This window comes from Sodalis sp. RH20, assembly GCF_047324205.1.
In the GTDB taxonomy this organism is placed as follows: Bacteria; Pseudomonadota; Gammaproteobacteria; order Enterobacterales; family Enterobacteriaceae; genus Acerihabitans.
The window spans coordinates 3,502,462-3,528,751 of the sequence record NZ_CP178733.1; the positions used below are offsets into that span (position 1 = coordinate 3,502,462).

The window sequence follows — 26,290 nt, forward strand, 5'->3', positions numbered from 1 at the left end:
CAAGCACCGCGGTGCTTGTTTTTTTTATGCCTGGATCATGCCCCGCTCACCTAACCGGCATTCGGTATTCCGACGATTTTGGTTTCCGGCACCAATTTATCGGTGCGCTTATGGGGTTCAAACTCAACCAGCAGCGGATTATGATCCGAGGCCTGCGTGACCAGTACCGATGCCTCGGTGACTTTCAGCCCCCGGTAAAACACAAAATCCAGCGGACGGCCAAAAGCGCGGCGGCGCTGATCGTCGATAAACTTCACTTCGCGCAACGTCATCCGATCGGCAAAACGGTATAAAGCCGTAATCCGCTGCCGGCTCCAGGCATTAAAATCACCCGCCATGATCACCGGTCCCTGATGATTCAGGATTTGCTCGCCAATCGGCCCCAGCTGCTTGCTGTAGACGTCCACGCCCAGGCTGAAGTTAACCGCATGGATATTGACCACCATCATCAGTTGCCCGTCATACAGGGGATAAACGGTGACCAGGGCGGATTTCGCCAAACGCAGCAGCGGTTCCCGCTCGCGCAGCGGGCAACAATAAACCGGATGTGCCGCGGACAATGTCATGACACCCGACGGATGCTGCGGAAATATCAGTGCCGGCACCTGGTCGGTCGCCAGATAATTTGATGTAGCAAACCTCACCAGCTCCGGCGTGGTTTGTGCCTCCTGCAATAATACCAGTTGGGCATCCTTGCCGAACCCTTGCAGCACGGAGAGCCAATCAGCACGCTGCTGTTTGTAGATGTTCCAGACCATTACCCGCAATAGCTTGGATCCCGGCAACGGCTCGCCGGGAGGCAACGCTTGACCAAGGCGACTGAAGGCAAGTGGGGGGAAAATACGCTCAACCGGCTGTCCCGCAACATACCTGACTGAATATGTTTTTTTTGCCACGGTTACCGCCTATTTAACTGTTTCTTTTGCGTCTGTGTCATGATTAATGGATTCATTTGGACAGCTATTTTTTATCCACAGACATTGTTACGATCATGATCTTTTATAGAATGTTTAATTTTTAAATTCAACGCCGAAGCACAATACGGCATCGGTTTCACTCATTGTACCATAAAATTTGTTTTAACCGGGGCCATGCGCCTGTTTGCCCCGCCGCCTAACGATTTGCCTGTTATTAATGGGCCGCATTAATTAGTCAAAGATCTATGATAAATAATGATTTTACCCTGGAGTTTGCCCAGCGGGGATGGTGCGTGAGGAAGGGAAAATATTTGTCGTGAGATAGCAGGGGTAACATCAGGCATAAAAAAAACCCTGAACATATGTTCAGGGCCTTATTTAGGGTGGCGGTGCGGACGGGACTCGAACCCGCGACCCCCGGCGTGACAGGCCGGTATTCTAACCGACTGAACTACCGCACCACGATTCGGTACTACACCCAAACATAACATTTGCGGGGTCAACGCCTGTTAAAACCGTTTGCGGTGCTTGACCAACGCCTTTCGCTTCGCTCAAGGTATTGGTCTTAATGGATGCCTGGCAGTTGATGCCTGACTGCGTCAGGCCCCCTTCGGGCCGCCGCAAGCGGCGTTCAACAGGCTCCGCCTGTTGTCCTGCTCTCTGACTCGAGTAGCGAACTGCCAGGGTTACTTCACAACGCCTCTCGCTTCGCTCAAGGTATTGGTCTTAATGGATGCCTGGCAGTTCCCTACTCTCGCATGGGGAGACCCCACACTACCATCGGCGCTACGGCGTTTCACTACTGAGTTCGGCATGGGGTCAGGTGGGACCACCGCGCTAGTGCCGCCAGGCAAATTTCTCGTCTCATCCTGAGACTCGCCCTGCGGGCCAGCGCTGTGCGCTGTACAAAATCGCTCCCGGCGATTTTGTCATTTCCCCTGTGCAAGGCCAACGCTCCGCGTTGTTGACAACCCGTCAATATCTCGACCGGTTGTGTTTAATACTTTCCGTTACAAGCTGAAAATTCTCTCGCCGCCCCTTGGGGCGACGCTCTCTTCGCGTCAAACACTTTAGGTGTTGTAAGGTTAAGCCTCACGGGTCATTAGTATCGGTTAGCTCAACGCATCGCTGCGCTTACACACCCGACCTATCAACGTCATCGTCTTTAACGTCCCTTCAGGTGGCTTAAAGCCACAGGGAAGACTCATCTCGAGGCAAGTTTCCCGCTTAGATGCTTTCAGCGGTTATCTCTTCCGCACGTAGCTACCGGGCAATGCCATTGGCATGACAACCCGAACACCAGTGGTGCGTCCACTCCGGTCCTCTCGTACTAGGAGCAGCCCCTCTCAATCTTCCAACGCCCACGGCAGATAGGGACCGAACTGTCTCACGACGTTCTAAACCCAGCTCGCGTACCACTTTAAATGGCGAACAGCCATACCCTTGGGACCTACTTCAGCCCCAGGATGTGATGAGCCGACATCGAGGTGCCAAACACCGCCGTCGATATGAACTCTTGGGCGGTATCAGCCTGTTATCCCCGGAGTACCTTTTATCCGTTGAGCGATGGCCCTTCCATTCAGAACCACCGGATCACTAAGACCTGCTTTCGCACCTGCTCGAGCCGTCACTCTCGCAGTCAAGCTAGCTTATGCCTTTGCACTAACCTCACGATGTCCGACCGTGATTAGCTAACCTTCGTGCTCCTCCGTTACTCTTTAGGAGGAGACCGCCCCAGTCAAACTACCCACCAGACACTGTCCTCGACCCGGATTACGGGCCGGAGTTAGAACATCAAACATTAAAGGGTGGTATTTCAAGGTTGGCTCCATGCAGACTGGCGTCCACACTTCAAAGCCTCCCACCTATCCTACACATCAAGGCTCAATGTTCAGTGTCAAGCTATAGTAAAGGTTCACGGGGTCTTTCCGTCTTGCCGCGGGTACACTGCATCTTCACAGCGAGTTCAATTTCACTGAGTCTCGGGTGGAGACAGCCTGGCCATCATTACGCCATTCGTGCAGGTCGGAACTTACCCGACAAGGAATTTCGCTACCTTAGGACCGTTATAGTTACGGCCGCCGTTTACCGGGGCTTCGATCAAGAGCTTCTCCTTACGGATAACCCCATCAATTAACCTTCCGGCACCGGGCAGGCGTCACACCGTATACGTCCACTTTCGTGTTTGCACAGTGCTGTGTTTTTAATAAACAGTTGCAGCCAGCTGGTATCTGCGACTGGCTTCAGCTCGGGGAGCAAGTCCCTCCACCTAATGCCAGCGTGCCTTCTCCCGAAGTTACGGCACCATTTTGCCTAGTTCCTTCACCCGAGTTCTCTCAAGCGCCTTGGTATTCTCTACCTGACCACCTGTGTCGGTTTGGGGTACGATTCGATGTGACCTGGAGCTTAGAGGCTTTTCCTGGAAGCGTAGCATCAATTCCTTCACCACCGTAGTGGCTCGTTATCACGCCTCAGTGTTGAATGAAAAAGCGGATTTACCTGCTCTTTCCACCTTCACGCTTAAACCGGGACAACCGTCGCCCGGCGAACCTAGCTTTCTCCGTCCCCCCTTCGCAGTCACACCCAGTACAGGAATATTAACCTGTTTCCCATCGACTACGCCTTTCGGCCTCGCCTTAGGGGTCGACTCACCCTGCCCCGATTAACGTTGGACAGGAACCCTTGGTCTTCCGGCGAGCGGGCTTTTCACCCGCTTTATCGTTACTTATGTCAGCATTCGCACTTCTGATACCTCCAGCAGCCCTCACAGGCCACCTTCGCAGGCTTACAGAACGCTCCCCTACCCAACGGACATATCCTTAAGCCAACTCGACGTGATGAACGCATTGACGTCGCTGCGCTCCGTCAATCGTTTTCCGTACAATTGTCTTAAGTGATATGTCCGCTGCCGCAGCTTCGGTGCATGGTTTAGCCCCGTTACATCTTCCGCGCAGGCCGACTCGACCAGTGAGCTATTACGCTTTCTTTAAATGATGGCTGCTTCTAAGCCAACATCCTGGCTGTCTATGCCTTCCCACATCGTTTCCCACTTAACCATGACTTTGGGACCTTAGCTGGCGGTCTGGGTTGTTTCCCTCTTCACGACGGACGTTAGCACCCGCCGTGTGTCTCCCGTGGTAACATTCTTCGGTATTCGCAGTTTGCATCGGGTTGGTAATCCGGGGTGGACCCCTAGCCGAAACAGTGCTCTACCCCCGAAGATGAATTCACGAGGCGCTACCTAAATAGCTTTCGGGGAGAACCAGCTATCTCCCGGTTTGATTGGCCTTTCACCCCCAGCCACAAGTCATCCGCTAATTTTTCAACATTAGTCGGTTCGGTCCTCCAGTTAGTGTTACCCAACCTTCAACCTGCCCATGGCTAGATCACCGGGTTTCGGGTCTATACCCTGCAACTTAACGCCCAGTTAAGACTCGGTTTCCCTACGGCTCCCCTATTCGGTTAACCTTGCTACAGAATATAAGTCGCTGACCCATTATACAAAAGGTACGCAGTCACCCTGATAAATCAAGGCTCCCACTGCTTGTACGTACACGGTTTCAGGTTCTATTTCACTCCCCTCGCCGGGGTTCTTTTCGCCTTTCCCTCACGGTACTGGTTCACTATCGGTCAGTCAGGAGTATTTAGCCTTGGAGGATGGTCCCCCCATCTTCAGACAGGATATCACGTGTCCCGCCCTACTCATCGAGCTCACAGCACTTGCACCTTCGGATACGGGGCTATCACCCTGTGTTGCCGGACTTTCCAGACCGTTCTCCTGATGCAAATGCTGATGGTGACTCTGGGCTGTTCCCCGTTCGCTCGCCGCTACTAGGGGAATCTCGGTTGATTTCTTTTCCTCGGGGTACTGAGATGTTTCAGTTCCCCCGGTTCGCCTCAATACGCTATGGATTCACGTAATGATAGTGCAACGAATTGCACTGGGTTTCCCCATTCGGACATCGCCGGCTGATAGCGCTTCATATCAGCTCACCGGCGCATTTCGCGGATTAGCACGTCCTTCATCGCCTCTGACTGCCTAGGCATCCACCGTGTACGCTTATTCACTTAACCTCACAACCCTAAAGTGTCTTCGGAATGGCTGCGAAAGGCCCCTGCCGGTGTTGCGCGGTGCTCGCCATGCTCATGGACATACAGTCCACTCCGCTGGCTGCGCGCCGTGCGCCTTGGCCGGGACTTTCTCGCTCATCCCTCAACAAGGGCGCCATCGACACGGCGACCTTATTAGGTTTGCTTGCTTTGAGAGAATCGCATACTGATTTTGCTCAGCATGTTTTTTTCAAATTTTCAGCTTGTTCCGGATTGTTAAAGAGCATGTATTTCGCAGCATACTCATAAGAGTGTGCTCTGAAATAGACAGCGGGATATGGCGTCCCCTAGGGGGTTCGAACCCCTGTTACCGCCGTGAAAGGGCAGTGTCCTAGGCCACTAGACGAAGGGGACAAAGATAGGATCACGAAGCAGTGCTGCTTCGCAAAAAAAACCATACGAGCTGTTTGCTCATTACAGTTATCAGACAATCTGTGTGGACACTACACAATTAGTATCTATTTCGGTAAGGAGGTGATCCAACCGCAGGTTCCCCTACGGTTACCTTGTTACGACTTCACCCCAGTCATGAATCACAAAGTGGTAAGCGCCCTCCCGAAGGTTAAGCTACCTACTTCTTTTGCAACCCACTCCCATGGTGTGACGGGCGGTGTGTACAAGGCCCGGGAACGTATTCACCGTGGCATTCTGATCCACGATTACTAGCGATTCCGACTTCATGGAGTCGAGTTGCAGACTCCAATCCGGACTACGACGCACTTTGTGAGGTCCGCTTACTCTCGCGAGTTCGCTTCTCTTTGTATGCGCCATTGTAGCACGTGTGTAGCCCTACTCGTAAGGGCCATGATGACTTGACGTCATCCCCACCTTCCTCCGGTTTGTCACCGGCAGTCTCCTTTGAGTTCCCACCATTACGTGCTGGCAACAAAGGATAAGGGTTGCGCTCGTTGCGGGACTTAACCCAACATTTCACAACACGAGCTGACGACAGCCATGCAGCACCTGTCTCAGAGTTCCCGAAGGCACAACCTCATCTCTGAAGTCTTCTCTGGATGTCAAGAGTAGGTAAGGTTCTTCGCGTTGCATCGAATTAAACCACATGCTCCACCGCTTGTGCGGGCCCCCGTCAATTCATTTGAGTTTTAACCTTGCGGCCGTACTCCCCAGGCGGTCGATTTAACGCGTTAGCTCCGAAAGCCACGGCTCAAGGCCACAACCTTCAAATCGACATCGTTTACAGCGTGGACTACCAGGGTATCTAATCCTGTTTGCTCCCCACGCTTTCGTACCTGAGCGTCAGTCTTCGTCCAGGGGGCCGCCTTCGCCACCGGTATTCCTCCAGATCTCTACGCATTTCACCGCTACACCTGGAATTCTACCCCCCTCTACGAGACTCTAGCCTGCCAGTTTCAAATGCAGTTCCCGGGTTAAGCCCGGGGATTTCACATCTGACTTAACAGACCGCCTGCGTACGCTTTACGCCCAGTAATTCCGATTAACGCTCGCACCCTCCGTATTACCGCGGCTGCTGGCACGGAGTTAGCCGGTGCTTCTTCTGCGGGTAACGTCAATCAACAAGGTTATTAACCTTGTCGCCTTCCTCCCCGCTGAAAGTGCTTTACAACCCGAAGGCCTTCTTCACACACGCGGCATGGCTGCATCAGGCTTGCGCCCATTGTGCAATATTCCCCACTGCTGCCTCCCGTAGGAGTCTGGACCGTGTCTCAGTTCCAGTGTGGCTGGTCATCCTCTCAGACCAGCTAGGGATCGTCGCCTAGGTGAGCCATTACCTCACCTACTAGCTAATCCCATCTGGGTTCATCCGATGGCGTGAGGCCCGAAGGTCCCCCACTTTGGTCTTGCGACGTTATGCGGTATTAGCTACCGTTTCCAGTAGTTATCCCCCACCATCAGGCAGATCCCCAGACATTACTCACCCGTCCGCCGCTCGCCGGCAAAGTAGCAAGCTACTTCCCGCTGCCGCTCGACTTGCATGTGTTAGGCCTGCCGCCAGCGTTCAATCTGAGCCATGATCAAACTCTTCAATTAAAAGCTTGATGCTCAAAGATTGTCATACTGTTAATCTTATGAATTAACTGTTTGTTCACTCTTCAAGACTTGGTATTTTTGTGTTTCGATACGGTCTTGTGAGTGCCCACACAGATTGTCTGATAAATTGTTAAAGAGCATGGCCAGCGTGCATTAATCTCACCTGGCGCGGGTTGCGTATATTACGTTTTCCCGCTGAAGAGTCAAGCTTTTATTTGCCCGTACCGGGCGCTTTTCCCTTCCCGACCCGGCATCGCGTTAGCGTTTGTTCCCGGTCAGTGGAGGCGCATTATAGGGACTTTCTCGCAGGTGACAAGGGCTATTTCGAAAAAAAATTTCAAGTGCTCATTATTAGCGCAAAACGTGGGTAAACGGCGTTTTATCCAGCCCGCAGAAGGCGCGGTCAAGCGGCCGGGGCCAAGCCAAGCATCACGGGGACGGTGGCGATCGATACGGATATGAATGCCCGGTGCGACCAAACAGCAGGCCGGACATAGTAAAAAAGCCCCGCCGTGAACACGGCGGGGCTTTTTTGCCAGGTTATTGTGATATGCGGTTATTGCCTGGCCACGATATGGCCGTTTTCCACTTCCAGCCGGATGGGGACGCCCGGGATAAGCGTACCTGACAACATCTGCTGCGACAGCGGGTTTTCTATTTCCTGCTGGATAGCGCGTTTCAGCGGCCGCGCGCCGTATACCGGATCGAACCCCTCCTCGCTGAGCAGCGCCAGCGCCTCGGCGCTCAGCGTCATGCTGTAGCCGCGATCCTCCAGCCGTTTGTACAGACGCTGCAACTGGATTTGCGCGATTTCAGCGATATGCTCGCGACCCAGGGGATGGAAGACCACCACTTCATCGACCCGGTTAATGAATTCCGGACGGAAATGATGGCTGACCACACCCAGCACCATATCTTTCATTTCCTGATAGTTCATCTGGCCAAACCGCTCCTGGATAATATCGGACCCCAGGTTGGAGGTCATGATCACCACCGTATTGCGGAAATCCACCGTACGCCCCTGACCGTCGGTTAAGCGCCCGTCGTCCAGCACCTGCAGCAGGATATTGAACACATCGGGATGCGCCTTTTCGATTTCATCAAGCAGGATAACCGAATAAGGGCGGCGGCGAACGGCTTCCGTCAGATAACCGCCTTCCTCATAACCGACATATCCCGGAGGCGCGCCCACCAGCCGCGAAACAGAGTGCTTCTCCATAAATTCCGACATGTCGATACGTACCATGGCGTCGTCGCTGCTAAACAAGAAGGTCGCCAACGCTTTGCACAGCTCGGTTTTACCCACCCCGGTCGGACCGAGGAACATAAACGAACCGATGGGCCGGTTGGGGTCCGCCAATCCGGCGCGGCTGCGCCTGATGGCGTTGGACACGGCCTCCACCGCCTCGTTCTGGCCGATGACCCGATGGTGCAGTTCCTGTTCCATGCGCACCAGTTTGTCACGTTCGCTTTCCAGCATGCGCGAGACCGGAATACCGGTCCAGCGCGCCAGGACTTCGGCAATCTCAACATCTGTGACCCGGTTGCGCAGCAGGCGCATGGTTTTGCCTTCCGCCTGGGCCGCCGCCGCCAACTGTTTTTCCAGTTCGGGGATCTTACCGTACTGTAATTCGGACATGCGCGCCAAATCCCCTACCCGCCTGGCCTGCTCAATGGAAAGCTTCGCCTGCTCCAGCTCCGCTTTCAGGGACTGGGTACCGGAAAGCGAGGCTTTTTCGGCTTTCCACTCTTCTTCCAGTTCGGAATACTCCCGTTCCTTCTGCGACAGTTCGGCTTCCAGCATCTCCAGCCGTTTGATGCTGGCGTCGTCGGATTCCTTCTTCAGCGCCTGTTGCTCAAGCTTAAGCTGGATAATACGCCGTTCAAGACGGTCCAGCGCCTCCGGTTTGGAATCCATTTGAATACGGATGCTGGAGGCCGCTTCGTCTATCAGGTCGATAGCCTTATCCGGCAGCTGCCGATCGGAAATATAGCGATGGGACAGCGTCGCCGCGGCCACGATGGCCGGGTCGGTGATCTGCACATGGTGATGCAGCTCATAGCGTTCTTTCAGGCCGCGCAGGATGGCGATGGTATCCTCCACGCTCGGTTCGGCGACAAATACTTTCTGGAACCGGCGCTCCAGCGCGGCGTCCTTCTCGATATACTGCCGGTACTCATTGAGCGTAGTGGCGCCGACGCAATGCAGCTCGCCGCGCGCCAGCGCGGGTTTAAGCATATTGCCGGCATCCATCGCCCCGTCGGCTTTACCGGCGCCGACCATGGTATGCAGCTCATCGATAAACAGGATAATGTGGCCTTCCTGTTTCGACAGATCGCTCAGCACCCCTTTCAGGCGTTCCTCGAACTCCCCGCGATATTTTGCCCCGGCCACCAGCGAGCCCATATCCAATGACAGCACCCGGCTGTTTTTCATGCCTTCGGGCACTTCGCCGTTAATGATACGCTGCGCCAGTCCTTCGACGATGGCGGTTTTACCCACCCCCGGCTCGCCGATTAACACCGGATTATTCTTGGTGCGGCGCTGCAGGACCTGGATCGTGCGCCGGATTTCCTCGTCACGGCCGATAACCGGGTCCAGTTTGCCGAGCTCCGCCCGCTCGGTCAGATCGATGGTATATTTTTTTAATGCCTGCCGTTGATCTTCGGCACCTTGATCGTTCACGTTGTCCCCGCCCCGCATTTGCTCGATAGCCTGGGTGATTTTTTCCGTGCTCGCGCCGGCTGATTTGAGCAAATCCGCCAGGGTCCCGCGCGAATCAAGCGCCGCCAGCACGAACAGTTCGGACGAAATAAAACTATCGGCGCGTTTTTGCGCCAGTTTGTCGCACAGGTTCAGTACCCGCACCAGATCCTGGGAAGGCTGCACGTCGCCGCCGGTGCCTTCCACCTGGGGCAGGCGCTCGATGGCTTTTTCAATCTCGGTGCGCAACGGCCCGGGGTTGATGCCCGCGGATTGCAGCAACGGACGCACCGTGCCGCCCTCCTGGTTAAGCAAGGCCTGCATGACGTGAAGCGGTTCGATAAATTGATTGTCGCGCCCAAGCGCTAGTGATTGAGCGTCGGCGAGGGCAAGCTGGAATTTATTGGTAAGACGATCCAAGCGCATAACTCCTCCCATATTGGTCAAAATTGCTACTGGAGATTAAATAAGGTCGTTTATTTAAAATTCAAGGATATTTCGCCAAATAAGTGGGAGATACCGCTTATCCGCCATGGACCGTCTTGGTGAAAGAGATTATATCAGCCAGACCAAAGTTGCCATACGTCCAGTGACACCATCGCGCCGATAGGAGAAATATGATGCTGCCTGGGTCACAGTACAGCGATCCCCGCCATAGATCTGGCCAACGCCGGCGGCGCGCAGCCGCAATCGGGCCAGGTGATAGATATCGGCGAGATATTTATCGCCATGGGGAAGAAAAGCGTCCGCGGCCTGCGGATCCCGGTCAACAAACGCCGCCTTAACCTCAGCGCCGACCTCAAACGAGGCCGGGCCGATGGCTGGTCCAAGCCAGGCCATGATCGAACCGGCGTCGGCATGGAATCCCGCCAGCGTATTTTCCAGGATGCCGGCGCATAAACCCCGCCAGCCCGCATGGGCGGCCGCCACCTCCGTGCCGGCGCGATCGCAGAACAGCACCGGCAGACAATCGGCGGTCATGATCGCACAGACCTGCCCGATCTCGCGGGTATAGGCCGCATCGGCCTGGTTAAGCGCCGGCGCGTCCCCGGTCAGCGTAGCGACGTCGGTGCCATGGACCTGTTGCAGCCAGCGCGGCGCGGCGGGCAGTCCCGCCAGCGCAATCAGCCGTTGCCGGTTTTCCGCCACCGCGTCCGCATCGTCGCCGACATGATCGCCCAGGTTAAGCGAGTCGTAGGGCGGATGGCTTACCCCGCCACGGCGGGTGGTGGAACAGGCGCGCACGTTGGCGGGCGCGGGCCAGTCGGGGACGATCGGCCGGCTCATGGTTATTCCATCTGCTCGTTGGCCATCGCGACGTCCGCCTGCATCGCGGCGATCAAATCCACCATATCCTGCGGCAGCGGCGCATGCCATTCCATTTCAATGGAGGTGATGGGATGATACAGGCGCAACATGGTGGCATGGAGCGCCTGGCGATCGAAGCCGCGCAACAGTGCGACAAAGGCGTCGGAGGCGCCTTTGGGCGGACGCGGCCGGCCGCCGTATAAAGGGTCGCCCACCAGAGGATGGTTGATATGCGCCATATGCACCCGGATCTGATGGGTGCGGCCGGTTTCCAGCCGCAGCCGCAGACGGGTATGCACACGGAAATGCTCCATGATGCGATAATGGGTGACCGCGGGTTTGCCCATCGGGCTCACCGCCATATGGGTACGCTTGCTGGGATGGCGGGAAATCGGCTGCTCCACCGTGCCGCCGGCGGTCATATTGCCGATGGCCACCGCTTCATATTCACGGGTAATTTCCCGCGCCTGCAGGGATTCCACCAGCCGGGTCTGCGCCGGAACCGTCTTGGCGACCACCATCAGCCCGGTGGTATCCTTATCCAGGCGATGGACGATGCCGGCCCGGGGAACTTCGGCAATCGGCGGAAAATAATGCAGCAACGCGTTCAGGATAGTGCCGTCGGCATTGCCGGCGCCGGGATGCACCACCAAATCGCGGGGTTTATTCAGCACCATGATATCGTCGTCTTCATAGACGATATTCAGGGCGATATCCTGGGCCGCCCAGCGCGTGTCCTCTTCAAGAACCGCATTGATTTCAATGTTTTCTCCTCCCAGCACCTTTTCTTTCGGCGTTGGGAGCACGATCCCGTTAACCTGGACCAGTCCATCCAGAATCCAGACTTTTATGCGCGATCGGGAATAATCAGGGAACATTTCGGCCAAAGCCTGATCTAATCGTTGCCCGAGTTGTGATTCATTCACCACACCGGTGAGTAGTAGTTGTTGTGCCATATGCAGCTTCTTCGTTATCAAAGGGTTTTCACGGCAATGCCGTTTAGAATAATATGCTATTGTAGCTGGTCTCATTCGGGAGCTTAACGGACAGTCTCCCGGAATAACACTCGAGGATAAGCAAAACGTCATGATGCGTATGAAATATCTGGTGGCAGCAGCCACATTGAGCCTGATGCTGGTCGGTTGCTCCAGTTCCAAGGATCCCGTTCCGGATAATCCGCCCGCCGAGATTTATGCTTCCGCACAGCTCAAATTGCAGGACGGCAACTATAAGGGAGCCATCAGGGAACTGGAAGCACTGGATAACCGCTATCCGTTCGGTCCCTATGCGCAGCAGGTTCAGCTTGACTTGATTTATGCCTATTATAAATCGGCGGATCTCACTTTAGCCCAAGCCTCGATCGATCGCTTTCTGCGCCTGAATCCGACGCATCCAAACGTCGACTATGTCCTCTACATGCGTGGCCTGACAGATATGGCGCTGGACGACAGCGCATTGCAAGGGTTCTTCGGCGTGGATCGTTCCGACCGCGACCCGGAGCATGCCCGCGCGGCCTATCGTGATTTTACGCAACTGGTTCGCGGCTATCCGAACAGTCAGTATGCCACGGATGCCGGCAAACGTCTGGTTTATCTGAAGGATCGCCTGGCCAAGTATGAGCTGGCCGTCGTACAGTTTTACACCAAACGCGGCGCCTATGTCGCGGTGGTCAACCGGGTCGAGCAGATGCTGCGTGATTTCCCCGACGCCCAGGCCACACGCGACGCGCTGCCTTTGATGCAAAATGCTTACCGGCAGTTGCAGCTTCAGGGACAGGCCGACAAAGTGGCAAAAGTCATCAGCGCCAATCCAGCCTGATTACCGGCGCGCGCCGACAACGAAATCCCGGTAGCTTCGGCTACCGTTTTTTTTGGTCAGGACGGGGCATTAAAAAGGAAATTGGGGAGGGCTTGGGCGGGATAAATCGACAGGACGCCACCTGACTTATCCATTCGATAATGCCCCATTCATCCGCAACACTCAAGCCTCGCGCCCGCTTTAGCGCGAGGGTGTCACAAAACCTGTGATCGCCCGCTCAACCCCGAAAAATAAGTGACATAAATCACACTTTCCCGTCATTCTGGGGGTATGCTTAAATTACGTAGACGGAAATAGGTAGAGAGGTAGTGATATGATTATCAATATTACCAGTAAGCAAATGGATATTACTCCGGCCATTCGTCAACATGCGGAAGAACGCCTGGCTAAACTGGCTAAATGGCAGACCCAACTGATAAATCCTCATATAATCCTCTCCAAGCAACCTCAGGGATTTGTGGCCGATGCCACCCTCAATACGCCTAACGGGCAATTAGTCGCCAGCGCCAGCAACCAGGACATGTATGCTGCCATCAACGAACTGATTACCAAGCTGGAACGCCAGCTCAATAAGGTACAGCATAAGGGCGAAGCCCGCCGCGCCGCGGAATGCGTCAAGACCGCCGCGACAAACATTGTCGAAGAATAACCGCATGCCGGCCAGGCGATGATCCCATCCCGGCAGCGGGCAGGCCTGGATAGCCGATACAACGATCATAACGCGCCTTAATGGCGCGTTTTATATTGACAGAATGAAAAGCCAGCGGTTACTGTAAGCCTCCGGATAACTACAAAGTCGATACCATGCATACCACACCGTTTTTCTTCGCCTTCTTTTTTATCTTCCCCTGAACGGGAGGCCGTCGTCCTATGAGAAAGAATACGAAGACGAACAAAAAAGCCTCCTGAAAACAGGAGGCTTTTTTTATGACCGATTGAAAGGTAGCTAACAACATGAGCGACAACCCATTATTGGCACTGCGCGAACGCATCAGCGCACTGGATTTAAAGCTGTTATCACTGCTGGCGGAAAGACGCGGGCTGGCGCTCGACGTGGCGCGCAGCAAATTAACCACCCACCGTCCCATCCGCGATAAGGAACGTGAACGGATGCTGCTGGAACACCTGGTCACGGAAGGCAAAAAACTCAATCTCGACGGATTTTATATTACGCGGCTGTTTCAGCTGATTATCGAAGATTCCGTGCTGACCCAGCAGGCACTGTTGCAATCCAACCTGAACCAAACCCTGGAGCGCTCGGCACGCGTCGCTTTTTTGGGGCCGAAAGGCTCTTATTCACATCTGGCCGCGCGGCAATACGGCGCACGCTATTTTGATCAGGTGGTGGAATGCGGTTGCCAGAAGTTTCCCGACATCATCCAGATGGTGGAGACCGGCCAGGCCGATTATGGCGTGCTGCCCATTGAAAACAGCAGCTCAGGATCCATTAACGACGTCTACGACCTGCTGCAACATACCCATCTCTCCTTGGTGGGGGAACTGACCAATCCCATCGATCACTGTATGCTGGTCACCGGCGAGAGCAGTCTCGACCAAATAGAGGTGGTGTATAGCCATCCGCAGCCGTTCCAGCAGTGCAGCCAGTTTATCAGCCGCTATCCGCAGTGGAAGATTGAGTATTGCGAAAGCACCGCCGCCGCCATGGAAAAAGTGGCGGCGCTGCGCTCCCCGCATGCGGCGGCGCTCGGCAGCGGCCCTGGCGGCGCGTTGTACGGCCTGCAGGTGCTGGAACACAATCTGGCCAATCAACAGCAAAATTTCACCCGCTTTATTGTGCTGGCGCGCAAGGCCATTGACGTGTCCGAGCAGGTACCGGCCAAGACCACCCTGATTATGGCCACCGGCCAGCAGTCCGGCGCGCTGGTGGAGGCGCTGCTGGTGCTGCGCGATCAGGGTATTGTGATGACGCGGCTGGAGTCGCGGCCCATTCACGGCAATCCGCGCGAAGAGATGTTTTATATCGACGTACAGGCTAATTTACGCGGCGCGGCGATGCAAAAGGCGTTGATCGGGCTACAGGCCATCACCCGGTCGCTGAAAGTGCTGGGTTGCTACCCGTCGGAAAACGTGGTGCCGGTCGATCCACAATAAATCGCGCGCTCACTGGCGCTGACATGAAACGGGCCATATCAAATGGCCCTGCGTTGGTTGAACCTGACTATTTGCGGATATCATTGGCCTGGCGCAGCAGCAAGCGACTTTCCTCCAGAAAGCTTTGGGCGTAGCGGCCGAACCAATGCTCTATCTTTTTAAAGCGGGCGATAAACGCCTGTTTATCCCCTTGCTCCAGCAAGGAAATGGCCTCGCCGAAGCGCTGGTAATAACGCTTAATCAGCGCCAGGTTACTTTCCGAGGACATAATAATGTCCGCATACAATTGCGGATCCTGGGCAAATAAGCGTCCGATCATCGCAAGCTCCAGGCGGTATATCGGCGACGACAAGGCCAGCAGCTGTTCCAGCTCGACATTCTCTTCCGCCAGGTGCATGCCATAAGCAAAGGTGGCGAAATGGCGCAGCGCCTGGATAAACGCCATATTCTGGTCGTGCTCCACGGCGCTGGTGCGGTGCAGCCGGGCGCCCCATACCTGGATTTGTTCCAGCAGCCATTGATAGGCCTCAGGCTGCCGGCCATCGCAATAGACTACCACCTGCTTGGCCAGGCTGCCGCTGTCGGGACCGAACATCGGATGCAGTCCCAAAACCGGCCCGTTATGGGCGGCCAGCATCGCTTGTAGCGGTGCGTTTTTTATCGACGCCAGATCCAGCAGGATACAGTCCTCCGGCAACGGCGGCAGGCGCTCAATGACCTCGACCGTCAGGTGGATTGGCACACTGACGATCACCATGCCCGCGTCCGCCAACAGTTCCGATGCCCGCGCCCAGTCATCCTGTTCCAGTATCCTGACCTGGTAACCGGAGAGCTGCAGCATTTTTTTAAACAGCCCGCCCATCTGGCCGCCGCCGCCGACAATCACCACCGGTCGCAGCTGCGGACAAAGCGATTTGAAACCCTTATCGTTTTCGCTGGAATAGGATTCGCGCATCACGCGTCTTAGCACATCCTCGATCAAATCAGGTGGCACACCCTGCGCCGCCGCCTCTTGCCGGCGCGACGCCAGCATGGCCGCCTCGCGATCGGGGGCATAAATCGGCAGACCGTAACGGCTTTTCACCTCGCCCACCTCGGCCACCAACTGCAGCCGCCGGGCCAGCAAAGCTAATAAGGACTTATCCACTTCATCAATCTGATCCCGTAACGCGTTAAGCTCCGCTACCATACGCTCTTATTCTCCCGCCAGCCGTCCCGCCAGGACGCCGCGCAGTTCATTGTGCAGTTGTCGTAACAGTGTATCGGTACTTTGCCAATTGATACAGGCGTCCGTTACCGATACGCCATAGCGCATAGCGGCTCGGGGCTGCTCGGAGGACTGGTTGCCTTCGTGTATATGGCTTTCCAGCATCAGGCCGATAATGGAACGGTTTCCCGCCTTGATTTGCGCCAGCGCCGATTGCGCCACCTCGCCCTGGCGACGATAATCTTTATTGGAATTGCCATGGCTGCAATCAATCATCAGCGCCGCGTTAAGACCGGCCTTGGCCATCTGCTGTTCACAGTCGGCAATGTCGGCGGCATGGTAATTGGGCTGCTTGCCGCCGCGTAAAATGACGTGCCCGTCAGGATTACCGCGGGTTTGCAGTAGCGCTACCTGCCCCGCCTGGTTGATGCCCACAAAGCGGTGCGGCATGGCGGCGGCGCGCATGGCATTGATGGCGGTCGCCAGGCTGCCGTCGGTGCCGTTTTTGAAACCGACCGGCATCGACAGGCCGGAGGCCATTTCACGATGGGTCTGGGACTCGGTGGTGCGCGCGCCGATGGCGGACCAGCTGAACAGATCGCCAAGATACTGCGGGCTGTTCGGATCCAGCGCCTCGGTGGCCAGCGGCAGGCCCATGCGCACCAAATCCAGCAGCAGGCCGCGGGCAATTTTCAGGCCGGCCTCCACGTCGAAGGAGTTGTCCATGTACGGGTCGTTAATCAGGCCCTTCCAGCCCACGGTGGTGCGGGGTTTTTCAAAATAGACGCGCATAACGATATACAGCTGATCGCTCAGCTCCGCCGACAGTTCCGTCAGCCGCCGGGCATAGTCCAGCGCCGAATCCAGGTCATGGATGGAACAGGGGCCGCATACCACCAGCAGCCGGGGATCGCGGCCGTGGATAATATCGGCAATGGTTTGCCGCGCCGCGGCGATAGCCTGCTGCTCGGCATCGGTTAAAGGGAACTGCCGTTTTAGTTCTTCCGGCGTTATCATCACTTGTTCATCAAGGATATGAACATTATTGAGCGCGTCTTTTTGCATGAGAGAAGTCCTGACCAGAGGTTATTGCCGCGGGTCGCAAAAGCGTATTCCCGCTGCGTATGGGCTATACCATACCATGCTCCGTAAAGTTTTCAATCCATATGTGTAAATATTATGGTACCAATCGTATTCCTTTTTAGCATCCGCGTAAACGGGGCGATACCGCGCGAACACCGCCCTACTCCATCAAACAAAAAACCTTTATTTACAATATATTATAACAAATTTACCGCATAGAGTGATTTTACCCATCCTGTATGTGGACGTAAACTTCAGGCTAAAATCATTTTACTGTAAATATATATTTACGATAAACCCATTGAACAACGTGCCGCCGCGCACGCCGCAAAGTCAGATCGGAATCGGTGATCACCTTCGGCCACTCCCTTTAATCAGCTTTCGCCATCCGCTGCAAAACAGGAGTATTCCCGATAGCGCCGAAGGAATGTCTATCGTGCGCTAACGATATGGCGGGGTGAGGGTCCGGCAGCGCGCAAATCGACCCTGTCGATTGCCTGAGAGGCCTTAGCGCGGGACAGTGAAAACAGCGCAGACGAGGATTACAGGTCGCTGGATCACGTAATGAACCAATACAGAAATTTTTTGCAGGGTAAGGTAAAAAAGAGAAAAAAGGCCGGCCTACCGGCCGGCCTTTGATAACTAAATGCTTTCGGATGTTGCGAAAGCGTACTAGGCGTTAAGACGTTCTTTGATACGCGCAGACTTACCAGTACGTTCACGCAGGTAATACAGTTTGGCCTGACGCACGGCGCCACGGCGTTTAACCGTGATGCTGTCGATAACCGGTGAATGAGTCTGGAACACACGCTCAACACCTTCGCCATTGGAAATTTTGCGAACAGTGAATGCAGAATGCAGACCGCGGTTACGAATAGCGATAACCACGCCCTCGAATGCCTGCAGACGTTTTTTGCTGCCTTCAACAACCCATACCTTCACTTCCACGGAATCACCCGGACGGAATGCAGGTACGTCCTGCTTCATCTGTTCTTCTTCAATCTGTTTAATAATGTTGCTCATAATAGGTCTCTTACCCTAGGTAAACTGAGTGTTCGGGCTGTCAGCAACAAGGCTGGCATACCCCTATTAGTTTTGTCGCTCGGGCTGATATTCCCGTTGGAACTCAGCCAGCAACTTTGCTTGCTCGTCAGTCAGAGCTAGGCTTTCCAGAAGTTCAGGTCTTCTAAGCCAGGTACGGCCCAGTGACTGTTTCAAACGCCAGCGGCGTATCTGCGCATGGTTGCCCGACAGTAACACCGGCGGAACCTCCATGCCTGCCAACTCTTCGGGACGGGTATAGTGCGGACAGTCCAGCAAGCCCTCGGCGAAGGAGTCCTCCGCCGCCGAGGCCTCATGACCCAATACCCCCGGAATAAACCGGGAGACGGAATCAATCAGCGCCATGGCCGCCAATTCACCGCCGCTGAGCACATAATCACCGATTGACCATTCTTCATCAATTTCGGTGGCTATCAGCCGCTCGTCTATACCTTCATAACGGCCGCACACCAGAATCATCTTCGGGTTGGCGGCCAGCTCGCTCACACCTTGCTGATCGAGCTTACGTCCCTGCGGGGAAAGATAAATAACCTTCGCCCCGGCGCCTGCTTGTTTTTTTGCCTCGTGAATCGCGTCCCGCAAGGGCTGCACCATCATCAGCATGCCCGGTCCGCCGCCATACGGGCGTTCGTCCACGGTACGATGCCTGTCGTGCGTGAAATCACGCGGACTCCAGCACTGCATACTCAGCAGGCCGTTTTTCACTGCCCGGCCAGTTACCCCGTAATCAGTGATGGCGCGAAACATTTCGGGAAACAGGCTGATAACACCAATCCACATAACGCCGTTCCACCCATTATCACTGTTTTACCACCGGGGCTCAAAAACTTGGATCCCAATCGACCTCAATCACATGAGCGCCGAGATCCACCTTTTTGATAACCTGTCCGTCGAGGAACGGAATCAACCGCTCCTGGATACCGAAGGCATCTTTCAGGTTGGCTTTTACCACCATGACATCGTTAGAGCCGGTTTCCATCATATCAATGACGCCGCCCAGCTCGTAGCCCGCAGTGGTTACTACCCGGCAACCCGTAAGGTCTTTCCAGTAATAATCACCCGCGTCCAGAGCCGGCAGCTGCGTTGAATCCACGACGATTTCACAGTTCGTCAGCAGAGACGCCGCTTCCCGGTCTTCCATGCCTTTGACCTTGATGATCAAATCCTGACTGTGGCGCTTCCAGCCTTCCAGCTCGATACACTGCCACTCACCCGCCCGTTTGATAAACCAGGGCTGGTAATCAAAAATGCTTTCGGATTCTTCAGTGGAAGAAAACACTCTGAGCCAACCGCGAATGCCATACGTCGATCCCATTTTGCCCACGATAATGGGGTTGGTGGGAATTGCGGTACGGATTTGTTTGCTCATAGCCGCCACCGAGATCCTTTAAGCCGCTTTCTTCGCGTCTTTGATAAGACCAGAAACGCGTTCTGAAACGGTGGCGCCCTGGCCGACCCAATGCTCGATGCGATCCAGGTCTAAACGCAGGCCTTCAGCCTGACCGGAAGCGATCGGGTTGTAGAAGCCAATACGTTCAATAAAGCGACCATCACGCGCATTGCGGCTGTCAGTCACGACGATTTGATAAAACGGGCGTTTTTTTGCGCCGCCACGTGCCAAACGAATTGTTACCATAACATCCTCTTTAGTTAATAAAACAACCGGGCCCCATCGAGGAACGGGGCCCAGTTGCCATTTAAAGCAGTAGTATAAAAAGCTCCGAAATTCTACGCGTTTTGGGGCAAAAAGCAATCGATAGTTAACGCCCGGTGAATCCGGGCGGCATCATGCCTTTCATGCCGCGCAGCATTTTCGCCATTCCGCCCTTCTTCATCTTTTTCATCATACGCTGCATATCGTCGAACTGCTTGAGCATACGGTTTACGTCCTGCACCTGCAAACCACAGCCGGTGGCGATACGGCGTTTACGCGACCCTTTGATAATCTCAGGCTGCGCGCGCTCCTTGAACGTCATGGAATTGATGATAGCCTCCATGCGCACCAGGACGCTGTCGTCCATTTGCGATTTAACATTGGCCGGCAGTTGGCCGGCGCCGGGCAGCTTGCTCATCATGCTGGCCATGCCGCCCATACTACGCATTTGCTTAAGCTGGTCGAGAAAATCGGTTAAATCGAAACCATCGCCCTTTTTCAGCTTATTAGCCAGCTTTTCAGCCTGGACGCGGTCGACCTTGCTTTCGATATCCTCGATTAACGACAGTACGTCGCCCATGCCCAGGATCCGTCCGGCGATGCGTTCCGGGTAGAATGGCTCCAGGGCGTCGGTTTTTTCCCCCACGCCCATGAATTTAATCGGTTTGCCGGTGATATGGCGAATGGACAACGCCGCCCCGCCGCGCGCGTCGCCGTCGACCTTGGTCAGAATCACGCCGGTGAGGGGCAGCGCCTCGTTAAACGCCTTGGCGGTATTGGCGGCGTCCTGGCCGGTCATGGCGTCGACGACGAACAGCGTCTCCACCGGCACCACGGCCGCGTGGATCTGCTTGATCTCGTCCATCATGGCTTCATCGACGTGCAAACGGCCGGCGGTATCCACCAGCAACACGTCGTAGAATTTCAGCTTTGCCTGCTGCAACGCCTGCTTGACGATATCAATGGGCCGTTGGCCGGCATCGGACGGGAAAAAATCCACGCCCACCGTCTCAGCCAGGGTTTCCAGCTGTTTGATGGCCGCCGGCCGATAAACGTCGGCGGACACCACCAGCACTTTTTTCTTATGCTTTTCGCGCAGGTATTTGCCAAGCTTGGCGACGCTTGTGGTTTTACCGGCCCCTTGCAGGCCCGCCATCAGCACCACCGCCGGCGGTTGAGCCGCCAGGTTGAGTTCGCTGTTTTCCTCGCCCATCGCGCTGACCAGCTCGGTACGCACGATTTTGACGAATTCCTGGCCCGGCGTCAGGCTTTTATTGACTTCCTGCCCGACCGCGCGCTCTTTTACCCGATTGATAAAATCACGCACCACGGGCAGAGCCACGTCGGCTTCGAGCAGCGCCAGGCGCACCTCGCGCAGGGTGTCTTTAATGTTCTCTTCTGTCAGGCGGCCCCGGCCGCTGATATTGCGCAACGAGCGCGATAATCTGTCGGATAAATTTTCAAACATCGTTCTTTACTCAACCTGGAGTCCGGCCGCTTGTGCGACATTATTGCCGGCAAGTATAACACGAAGCAGCGGCAGATCGCTGCCCCGCGACGAGAACGTTTGGTGCGGGACGCCGCTGAGGCTATACTGGTCGCCTCTTTATTCCTTGCCAAAGCCTATTTGCGATATGTCCTGGATTGCCCTACTGGCTTTTGTTGCCTACGCCGTAAGTCTCGGCCTGATCCTGCCCACCGTTTTGCGCAGGAACGACGCCTATCGCCGCCTGGCGCTGCTGTCCGCCGCGGTGGCGCTGATTTGCCACGCCTGCACGTTGTATTTGCGTATATTCGGCGTTCATGCCGGCCAGAACCTGAGCCTGCTGAATATCGGCTCCCTGGTGAGCCTGCTGATAGCCATTGTCATGACCATCGTCGCCGCGCGTAACCGCGGCTGGTTTCTGCTGCCGGTGGTGTATATTTTCGCCATGATTCATTTGGCCGCCTCCACCCTGATGCCCGGCGAATTTATCACCCACCTCGAGGCCACCCCGGGGCTGCTGATCCATATCGGCCTGGCGCTGTTTTCTTATGCGGTGCTGATCATCGCCGCTTTATACGCCTTCCAACTGGCCTGGCTGGATCATCTGCTCAAGACAAAACGGCTGACATTCAGCGCCGATATGCCGCCGCTGATGGGCATTGAGCGCAAGATGTTCCATATTACCCAGGTCGGGGTGGTGCTGCTTACGCTGACCCTGAGCACCGGCCTGCTGTATATGCAAAATATGTTCAGCGGTGAGAATCTGCATAAAGCAGTGCTCTCCTTCGTCGCCTGGTTGGTCTATATTGTTTTATTGTGGGGCCATTATCGTAAAGGCTGGCGCGGGCGCCGCGTGGTATGGCTGAGTTTGGTCGGCGTGCTGTTGCTGACCCTGGCCTATTTCGGCAGCCGCATTTGGCAGAATATTCTGGCCGGCTAGCGAGAAGTCAACGACCACCCGTTACGGCTGGTCGTTAACCGCTTTATTCACCCCTACAAGGAATGCCCACGTTGGAACATGTTTCAACCAGTACGCTGATAATTATCCTGGTGATTATGGTACTGGTGTCCGCCTATTTTTCGGCCTCTGAAACCGGCATGATGACGCTCAACCGTTACCGCCTGCGACACCTGGCCAAACAGGGCAACCGCGCCGCCCGGCGCGTCGAGAAGTTACTGCGCCGTACCGACCGACTGTTGAGCCTGGTATTGATTGGCAATAACCTGGTGAATATCCTGGCCTCGGCGCTGGCCACCATCGTCGGCATGCGCCTGTACGGCGATATCGGCGTGGCGATCGCCACCGGCATCCTGACTTTTGTCATCCTGCTGTTCGCCGAAGTGCTGCCAAAAACGGTGGCGGCGCTGTACCCAGAGCATATTGCCCTGCCCAGCAGCCTGCTGCTGGCGCCGCTGCAAAAAATCATGATGCCGCTGGTCTGGCTGCTGAATATCATTACCCGCCTCCTGATGCGCATCATGGGCATTAAAGTCCCGTCTAATCTGAACGACGCCCTGAGCAAGGATGAACTGCGATCCATCTTCAATGAGTCCCGCTCGCTGATTTCGCGGCGCAACCAGGACATGCTGCTCTCGGTACTGGATTTGGAAAAGGTGAGCGTCGGCGACATTATGGTGCCGCGCAATGAAATTGTCGGTATCAACGTCAACGATGAATGGCGCAATATCATCCGCCAGCTGACCCACTCGCCCCACGGACGCATCGTGCTGTACCGCGATAATCTCGACGATGCCATCGGCATGCTGCGGGTGCGCGAAGCCTACCGCCTGATGACGGAGAAGCAGGAATTCACCAAGGAAAACCTGCTGCGCGCCGCCGATGAGATCTACTACATTCCCGAGGGCACGCCGCTGAATATCCAGTTGGTGAAATTCCAGCGGAACAAGGAAAAGGTCGGTCTTATCGTCGATGAATACGGGGATATCCAGGGACTGGTGACGGTCGAGGACATACTGGAGGAGATTGTCGGCGACTTTACCACGTCCATGTCCCCCACCCTGGCGGAGGAAGTGATACCGCAAAGCGACGGGTCGGTCTTGATCGACGGCGGCGCCAATATCCGCGAACTGAATAAAGCCTTTAACTGGACGCTGCCGGAAGCCGAGGCGCGTACGGTTAACGGCATGCTGCTCGAAGCGCTGCAGGATATCCCGCCGGTGGGCACGCATACCCAGATAGATAGCTACAAGATTGAAATCATGGCGGTGCAGGACAATATGATCAAGCAGGTGCGCATTACGCCGCTGAAGGCCTTTAAAAAGGGCGTGGACGAAGCCTAGCTTAAACCGGCCCACAGGCCGGGGGCGGGTATCATGGGCAAGGAGGGTGAAGCGTAGCTGTCTTGCCCATCACACCCGCGGGCACTGCTCGGGTTTAGATATGCAGCTCTGCCAGCTTTTCTTTCGGCAGCGCCAGTTCCTCGTTATGGTTCACCCGGATATCGTTGTCCAGAATATGCTGGGCAATCTCCTGCGCTTCCGGTAGGGAATGCATATGATAGGTGCCGCATTGATATTCATTCAACTCGGGGATTTTGTTCTGGTCGGTGACTTTCAGCACATCGGCCATGGCGGCTTTCCACGCGTTGGCGACACGCACTTCATCCGGCGCGCCGATAAGGCTCATATAAAAGCCGGTACGGCAGCCCATGGGGGAAATATCGACGATTTCCACACCGTCGCCATTCAGGTGATTACGCATAAAACCGGCGAATAAATGTTCCAGGGTGTGAATGCCGCGCTCAGGCATCACTTCCAGGTTAGGCCGGCAAAAACGCAAATCAAAGACGGTGATGGTATCGCCATGGGGAGTTTTCATGGTCTTCGCAACACGAACCGCTGGGGCTGCCATGCGGGTGTGGTCTACGGTAAAGCTATCCAGTAGTGGCATACGTCACCTCCTCTTAGAAAAAATTAATTTTTTTTACCATTGTAAGGAAACTTTTTTCCTTGGCGCGAGTCTGAATTAGTGAAAGACGCGCATTTGTTATCATCATCCCTGTATTCAGAGATGTTTATTTGGCCACAGTCCTCTGTGGCCTTTTCTTTTTCAGCCGGCGTTATGCTGCGCAACAAACTGCTCAAAACTTACGCTATCACCCGCTTCAATCTCGCGCTGCCGTTGCCAGGAACGCGCCTGCTCCTTTGCCAACAGCTCTTCATTCAGTATTTCCAACGGCTCATCGCACAGGGTCTGACGATAATTATTCGCCAGAATCAAGCCCAGGCCGCCAATGCCATGTTCCTTCATCGCCTCAAGAATGCGCGCCGAGAAGGTCAGGGCCGGATCGTCAAAGCCGGCCACCAGGTTATCGCAGGCCTGGCGGTAGTGATAATTATGGTTATTGCCATCAAGAATGACCGCCACACGGCGCAAATCACGGAACAGCGCCTTGCCGATCTCGGCCAGCGGCTCCTGCTGTGAACCACAGTCTACCCCCAGGGTCAGGCCGGGTTTGCGTCCTTCCAGAATGACTTTATTCCAGTTGGTGCGGGTGCACAGCACCTCCTCCGCGCTCATTTCCGGGGCCTCAGCCAGCGTACACCAAATCAGGAAAAGATCCAGAAAGCGCGCCTGTTGTTCGTCAATGCCGATCGGCGAGAAGGGATTGATATCAAGCGACCGCACTTCGATATATTCGATGCCTCCGCGCTCTAACGCGTCGGAAGGTGATTCGCCTTTTTGGGTCACACGCTTGGGGCGTACCGGCGCATAGAGTTCGTTTTCGATCTGCAGTACGTTGGTGTTGATTTGCAGCCGCTTGCCGTTCTTTTCCAACCCGATACGCTGGTAATCGGCCGAGGGCGTCTTAATGGCCCGCTTCAGGGCGGCGATATACTCGTCAATCCGGTTGAAGGTAATCCCCAGCTGGCTTTGGGACTTATTGGTATAACCCAGATCGCTCAGTCGCAGCGACGTTGCGAACGGCAGGTAAATCATGCCGGATGTCGAGCGTTCAAACGGCAAATCGGTTTCGCGGCCGTCAAGGAATGAAGAACAGACCGCCGGCGACGCCCCGAACAGATAGGGTATTATCCAGCCGAAGCGATAATAATTGCGGATAAGGCGTAGATACCCGTCGGAAATCGCCGCTTTGCCGCTGAGCTCATCCGTGACGCCCAGCCGTGCCTGCCAGAACGCCAGGGGGAGCGAAAAATTATAATGTACCCCGGAGATGATCTGCATCAGCGCGCCATAACGGTTCTTCAGGCCTTCGCGGTACAGGGTCTTGAAACACCCGATATTGGACGAGCCGTATTGAGCCAGTTCGATCGGCTGGCTATGATCGATAAAACACGGCATGCTCATCGGCCACATGCGTTCTTCGCCAAGATTGCGCGCCACATGACGATGGATGTCGCGCAAGAAGGCCAGCAGGTGATCGATATCTTCGTCCACCGGCGTGATAAATTCGAGCAATGCTTCGGCAAAATCCGTCGTAATCCATTTATGCGTCAACGCCGCGCCCAGTGATTCCGGATGCGGGGTTTGCGCCAAACGGCCATTGGCGGTGATGCGCAAGGTTTCGCGCTCCACACCCCGGCGAATCCCCTCCAACGCATGAGGATTGGCTTCCAGCCATGAAAGTGCTTCAGATACGTCCGGGATCAAATTGACCTCCCGCAGTTAATTTTGTATTGGGTAAGCATAATTGAATCTGCTCGTTTATCGCTATCTATCGTTATCATTTACGCATTCATCATCAGGTGAGTCCCGGAAATGTTAACCGGATTGATAGGTCCTAATGTAATGCTTTTCCCAACTATAAAGAGATCATTACGGGCTTTGCGCTTAACC

20 protein-coding genes, 2 tRNA genes, 3 rRNA genes and 1 other annotated feature are annotated in these 26,290 nt (G+C 55.2%); of the genes, 7 read left to right on the forward strand and 18 right to left on the reverse strand.

What is annotated here, in order from left to right; all coding sequences use genetic code 11:
- Window positions 1-50: 50 nt before the first annotated feature.
- The 4 genes from ACL2XM_RS16185 to ACL2XM_RS16200 form a co-directional block, all read right to left on the reverse strand.
- Window positions 51-896, reverse strand: coding sequence for an endonuclease/exonuclease/phosphatase family protein (locus ACL2XM_RS16185; RefSeq protein WP_413731245.1), 846 nt, complete (start codon window positions 894-896; stop codon window positions 51-53).
- 405 nt (window positions 897-1,301) lie between these two features.
- Window positions 1,302-1,378 (reverse strand) — tRNA-Asp (locus tag ACL2XM_RS16190).
- A 274-nt stretch (window positions 1,379-1,652) separates the two neighbouring features.
- Window positions 1,653-1,768, reverse strand: a 5S ribosomal RNA gene (gene rrf, locus ACL2XM_RS16195).
- A 230-nt stretch (window positions 1,769-1,998) separates the two neighbouring features.
- Window positions 1,999-4,991: ribosomal RNA gene (locus ACL2XM_RS16200) — 23S ribosomal RNA — on the reverse strand.
- 66 nt (window positions 4,992-5,057) lie between these two features.
- On the opposite strand from ACL2XM_RS16200, the gene ACL2XM_RS16205 reads away from it, so the two are divergent.
- Window positions 5,058-5,276: a hypothetical protein gene (locus ACL2XM_RS16205; protein WP_413731247.1), complete on the forward strand. Its 219-nt coding sequence runs from the start codon at window positions 5,058-5,060 to the stop codon at window positions 5,274-5,276.
- A gap of 29 nt (window positions 5,277-5,305) precedes the next feature.
- Here ACL2XM_RS16205 and ACL2XM_RS16210 read toward each other — a convergent pair.
- The 5 genes from ACL2XM_RS16210 to rluD all read right to left on the reverse strand — a co-directional run bounded on the left by ACL2XM_RS16210 (window position 5,306) and on the right by rluD (window position 12,005).
- A tRNA-Glu gene (locus tag ACL2XM_RS16210) sits at window positions 5,306-5,381 on the reverse strand.
- A 113-nt stretch (window positions 5,382-5,494) separates the two neighbouring features.
- Window positions 5,495-7,037 (reverse strand): 16S ribosomal RNA (locus ACL2XM_RS16215).
- The 16S, 23S and 5S rRNA genes sit together here with 2 tRNA genes alongside, the layout of an rRNA operon.
- 556 nt (window positions 7,038-7,593) lie before the next feature.
- On the reverse strand, window positions 7,594-10,167 hold the full coding sequence (clpB, locus tag ACL2XM_RS16220; protein ID WP_410016301.1) for an ATP-dependent chaperone ClpB: 2,574 nt from the start codon (window positions 10,165-10,167) through the stop codon (window positions 7,594-7,596).
- 129 nt (window positions 10,168-10,296) lie between these two features.
- A complete protein-coding gene (yfiH, locus tag ACL2XM_RS16225) occupies window positions 10,297-11,028 on the reverse strand; it encodes a purine nucleoside phosphorylase YfiH (RefSeq protein WP_413722189.1) in 732 nt (243 codons plus the stop codon).
- 2 nt (window positions 11,029-11,030) lie between these two features.
- The gene (gene rluD, locus ACL2XM_RS16230) at window positions 11,031-12,005 is read right to left on the reverse strand and encodes a 23S rRNA pseudouridine(1911/1915/1917) synthase RluD (protein ID WP_410016303.1); all 975 of its coding nucleotides are present in this window, start codon (window positions 12,003-12,005) and stop codon (window positions 11,031-11,033) included.
- Window positions 12,006-12,135: 130 nt separating this feature from the next.
- On the opposite strand from rluD, the gene bamD reads away from it, so the two are divergent.
- The 4 genes from bamD (at window position 12,136) to pheA (ending at window position 14,979) form a co-directional block, all read left to right on the forward strand.
- The gene (gene bamD, locus ACL2XM_RS16235; protein ID WP_410016304.1) at window positions 12,136-12,867 is read left to right on the forward strand and encodes an outer membrane protein assembly factor BamD; all 732 of its coding nucleotides are present in this window, start codon (window positions 12,136-12,138) and stop codon (window positions 12,865-12,867) included.
- A 313-nt stretch (window positions 12,868-13,180) separates the two neighbouring features.
- Window positions 13,181-13,516, forward strand: a complete 336-nt coding sequence (gene raiA, locus ACL2XM_RS16240) for a ribosome-associated translation inhibitor RaiA (protein ID WP_410016305.1) — start codon at window positions 13,181-13,183, stop codon at window positions 13,514-13,516.
- Between the two features lie 154 nt (window positions 13,517-13,670).
- Window positions 13,671-13,796: a sequence feature (Phe leader region), on the forward strand.
- Window positions 13,672-13,719, forward strand: coding sequence for a hypothetical protein (locus ACL2XM_RS16245; RefSeq protein ID WP_218586196.1), 48 nt, complete (start codon window positions 13,672-13,674; stop codon window positions 13,717-13,719). (Overlaps the previous feature by 48 nt.)
- A gap of 25 nt (window positions 13,797-13,821) precedes the next feature.
- Window positions 13,822-14,979, forward strand: a complete 1,158-nt coding sequence (gene pheA / locus ACL2XM_RS16250) for a bifunctional chorismate mutase/prephenate dehydratase (protein WP_410016306.1) — start codon at window positions 13,822-13,824, stop codon at window positions 14,977-14,979.
- A gap of 67 nt (window positions 14,980-15,046) precedes the next feature.
- Here the strand turns inward: pheA and tyrA are convergent, their stop codons facing one another.
- The 7 genes from tyrA to ffh form a co-directional block, all read right to left on the reverse strand.
- A complete protein-coding gene (tyrA, locus tag ACL2XM_RS16255) occupies window positions 15,047-16,168 on the reverse strand; it encodes a bifunctional chorismate mutase/prephenate dehydrogenase (RefSeq protein WP_410016307.1) in 1,122 nt (373 codons plus the stop codon).
- A gap of 6 nt (window positions 16,169-16,174) precedes the next feature.
- Window positions 16,175-17,251 carry a 3-deoxy-7-phosphoheptulonate synthase gene (locus tag ACL2XM_RS16260; RefSeq protein ID WP_410016308.1) on the reverse strand — a complete coding sequence of 359 codons (1,077 nt, stop codon included), beginning with the start codon at window positions 17,249-17,251 and terminating at the stop codon, window positions 16,175-16,177.
- 690 nt (window positions 17,252-17,941) lie between these two features.
- Window positions 17,942-18,292 (reverse strand): 50S ribosomal protein L19, encoded by a 351-nt coding sequence (rplS, locus tag ACL2XM_RS16265; protein ID WP_331123114.1) that lies wholly within the window; start codon window positions 18,290-18,292, stop codon window positions 17,942-17,944.
- Window positions 18,293-18,358: 66 nt separating this feature from the next.
- A complete protein-coding gene (gene trmD, locus ACL2XM_RS16270; protein ID WP_410016309.1) occupies window positions 18,359-19,111 on the reverse strand; it encodes a tRNA (guanosine(37)-N1)-methyltransferase TrmD in 753 nt (250 codons plus the stop codon).
- Between the two features lie 40 nt (window positions 19,112-19,151).
- Window positions 19,152-19,700, reverse strand: a complete 549-nt coding sequence (rimM, locus tag ACL2XM_RS16275) for a ribosome maturation factor RimM (RefSeq protein WP_410016310.1) — start codon at window positions 19,698-19,700, stop codon at window positions 19,152-19,154.
- A gap of 18 nt (window positions 19,701-19,718) precedes the next feature.
- The gene (rpsP, locus tag ACL2XM_RS16280) at window positions 19,719-19,967 is read right to left on the reverse strand and encodes a 30S ribosomal protein S16 (RefSeq protein WP_162363866.1); all 249 of its coding nucleotides are present in this window, start codon (window positions 19,965-19,967) and stop codon (window positions 19,719-19,721) included.
- 124 nt (window positions 19,968-20,091) lie between these two features.
- A complete protein-coding gene (ffh, locus tag ACL2XM_RS16285; RefSeq protein WP_410016311.1) occupies window positions 20,092-21,453 on the reverse strand; it encodes a signal recognition particle protein in 1,362 nt (453 codons plus the stop codon).
- Window positions 21,454-21,619: 166 nt separating this feature from the next.
- Here ffh and ACL2XM_RS16290 point away from each other — a divergent pair, with 166 nt between their 5' ends.
- Together ACL2XM_RS16290 and ACL2XM_RS16295 are read left to right on the forward strand one after the other, a co-directional pair.
- Window positions 21,620-22,411 carry an inner membrane protein YpjD gene (locus tag ACL2XM_RS16290; RefSeq protein ID WP_410016312.1) on the forward strand — a complete coding sequence of 264 codons (792 nt, stop codon included), beginning with the start codon at window positions 21,620-21,622 and terminating at the stop codon, window positions 22,409-22,411.
- A gap of 71 nt (window positions 22,412-22,482) precedes the next feature.
- A complete protein-coding gene (locus ACL2XM_RS16295; RefSeq protein ID WP_410016313.1) occupies window positions 22,483-23,772 on the forward strand; it encodes an HlyC/CorC family transporter in 1,290 nt (429 codons plus the stop codon).
- Window positions 23,773-23,866: 94 nt separating this feature from the next.
- On the opposite strand, the gene luxS is transcribed toward ACL2XM_RS16295, so the two are convergent.
- Together luxS and gshA are read right to left on the reverse strand one after the other, a co-directional pair.
- Window positions 23,867-24,382 carry an S-ribosylhomocysteine lyase gene (gene luxS, locus ACL2XM_RS16300; RefSeq protein WP_410016314.1) on the reverse strand — a complete coding sequence of 172 codons (516 nt, stop codon included), beginning with the start codon at window positions 24,380-24,382 and terminating at the stop codon, window positions 23,867-23,869.
- Between the two features lie 159 nt (window positions 24,383-24,541).
- A complete protein-coding gene (gshA, locus tag ACL2XM_RS16305) occupies window positions 24,542-26,104 on the reverse strand; it encodes a glutamate--cysteine ligase (RefSeq protein ID WP_413722186.1) in 1,563 nt (520 codons plus the stop codon).
- Window positions 26,105-26,290 lie beyond the last annotated feature (186 nt).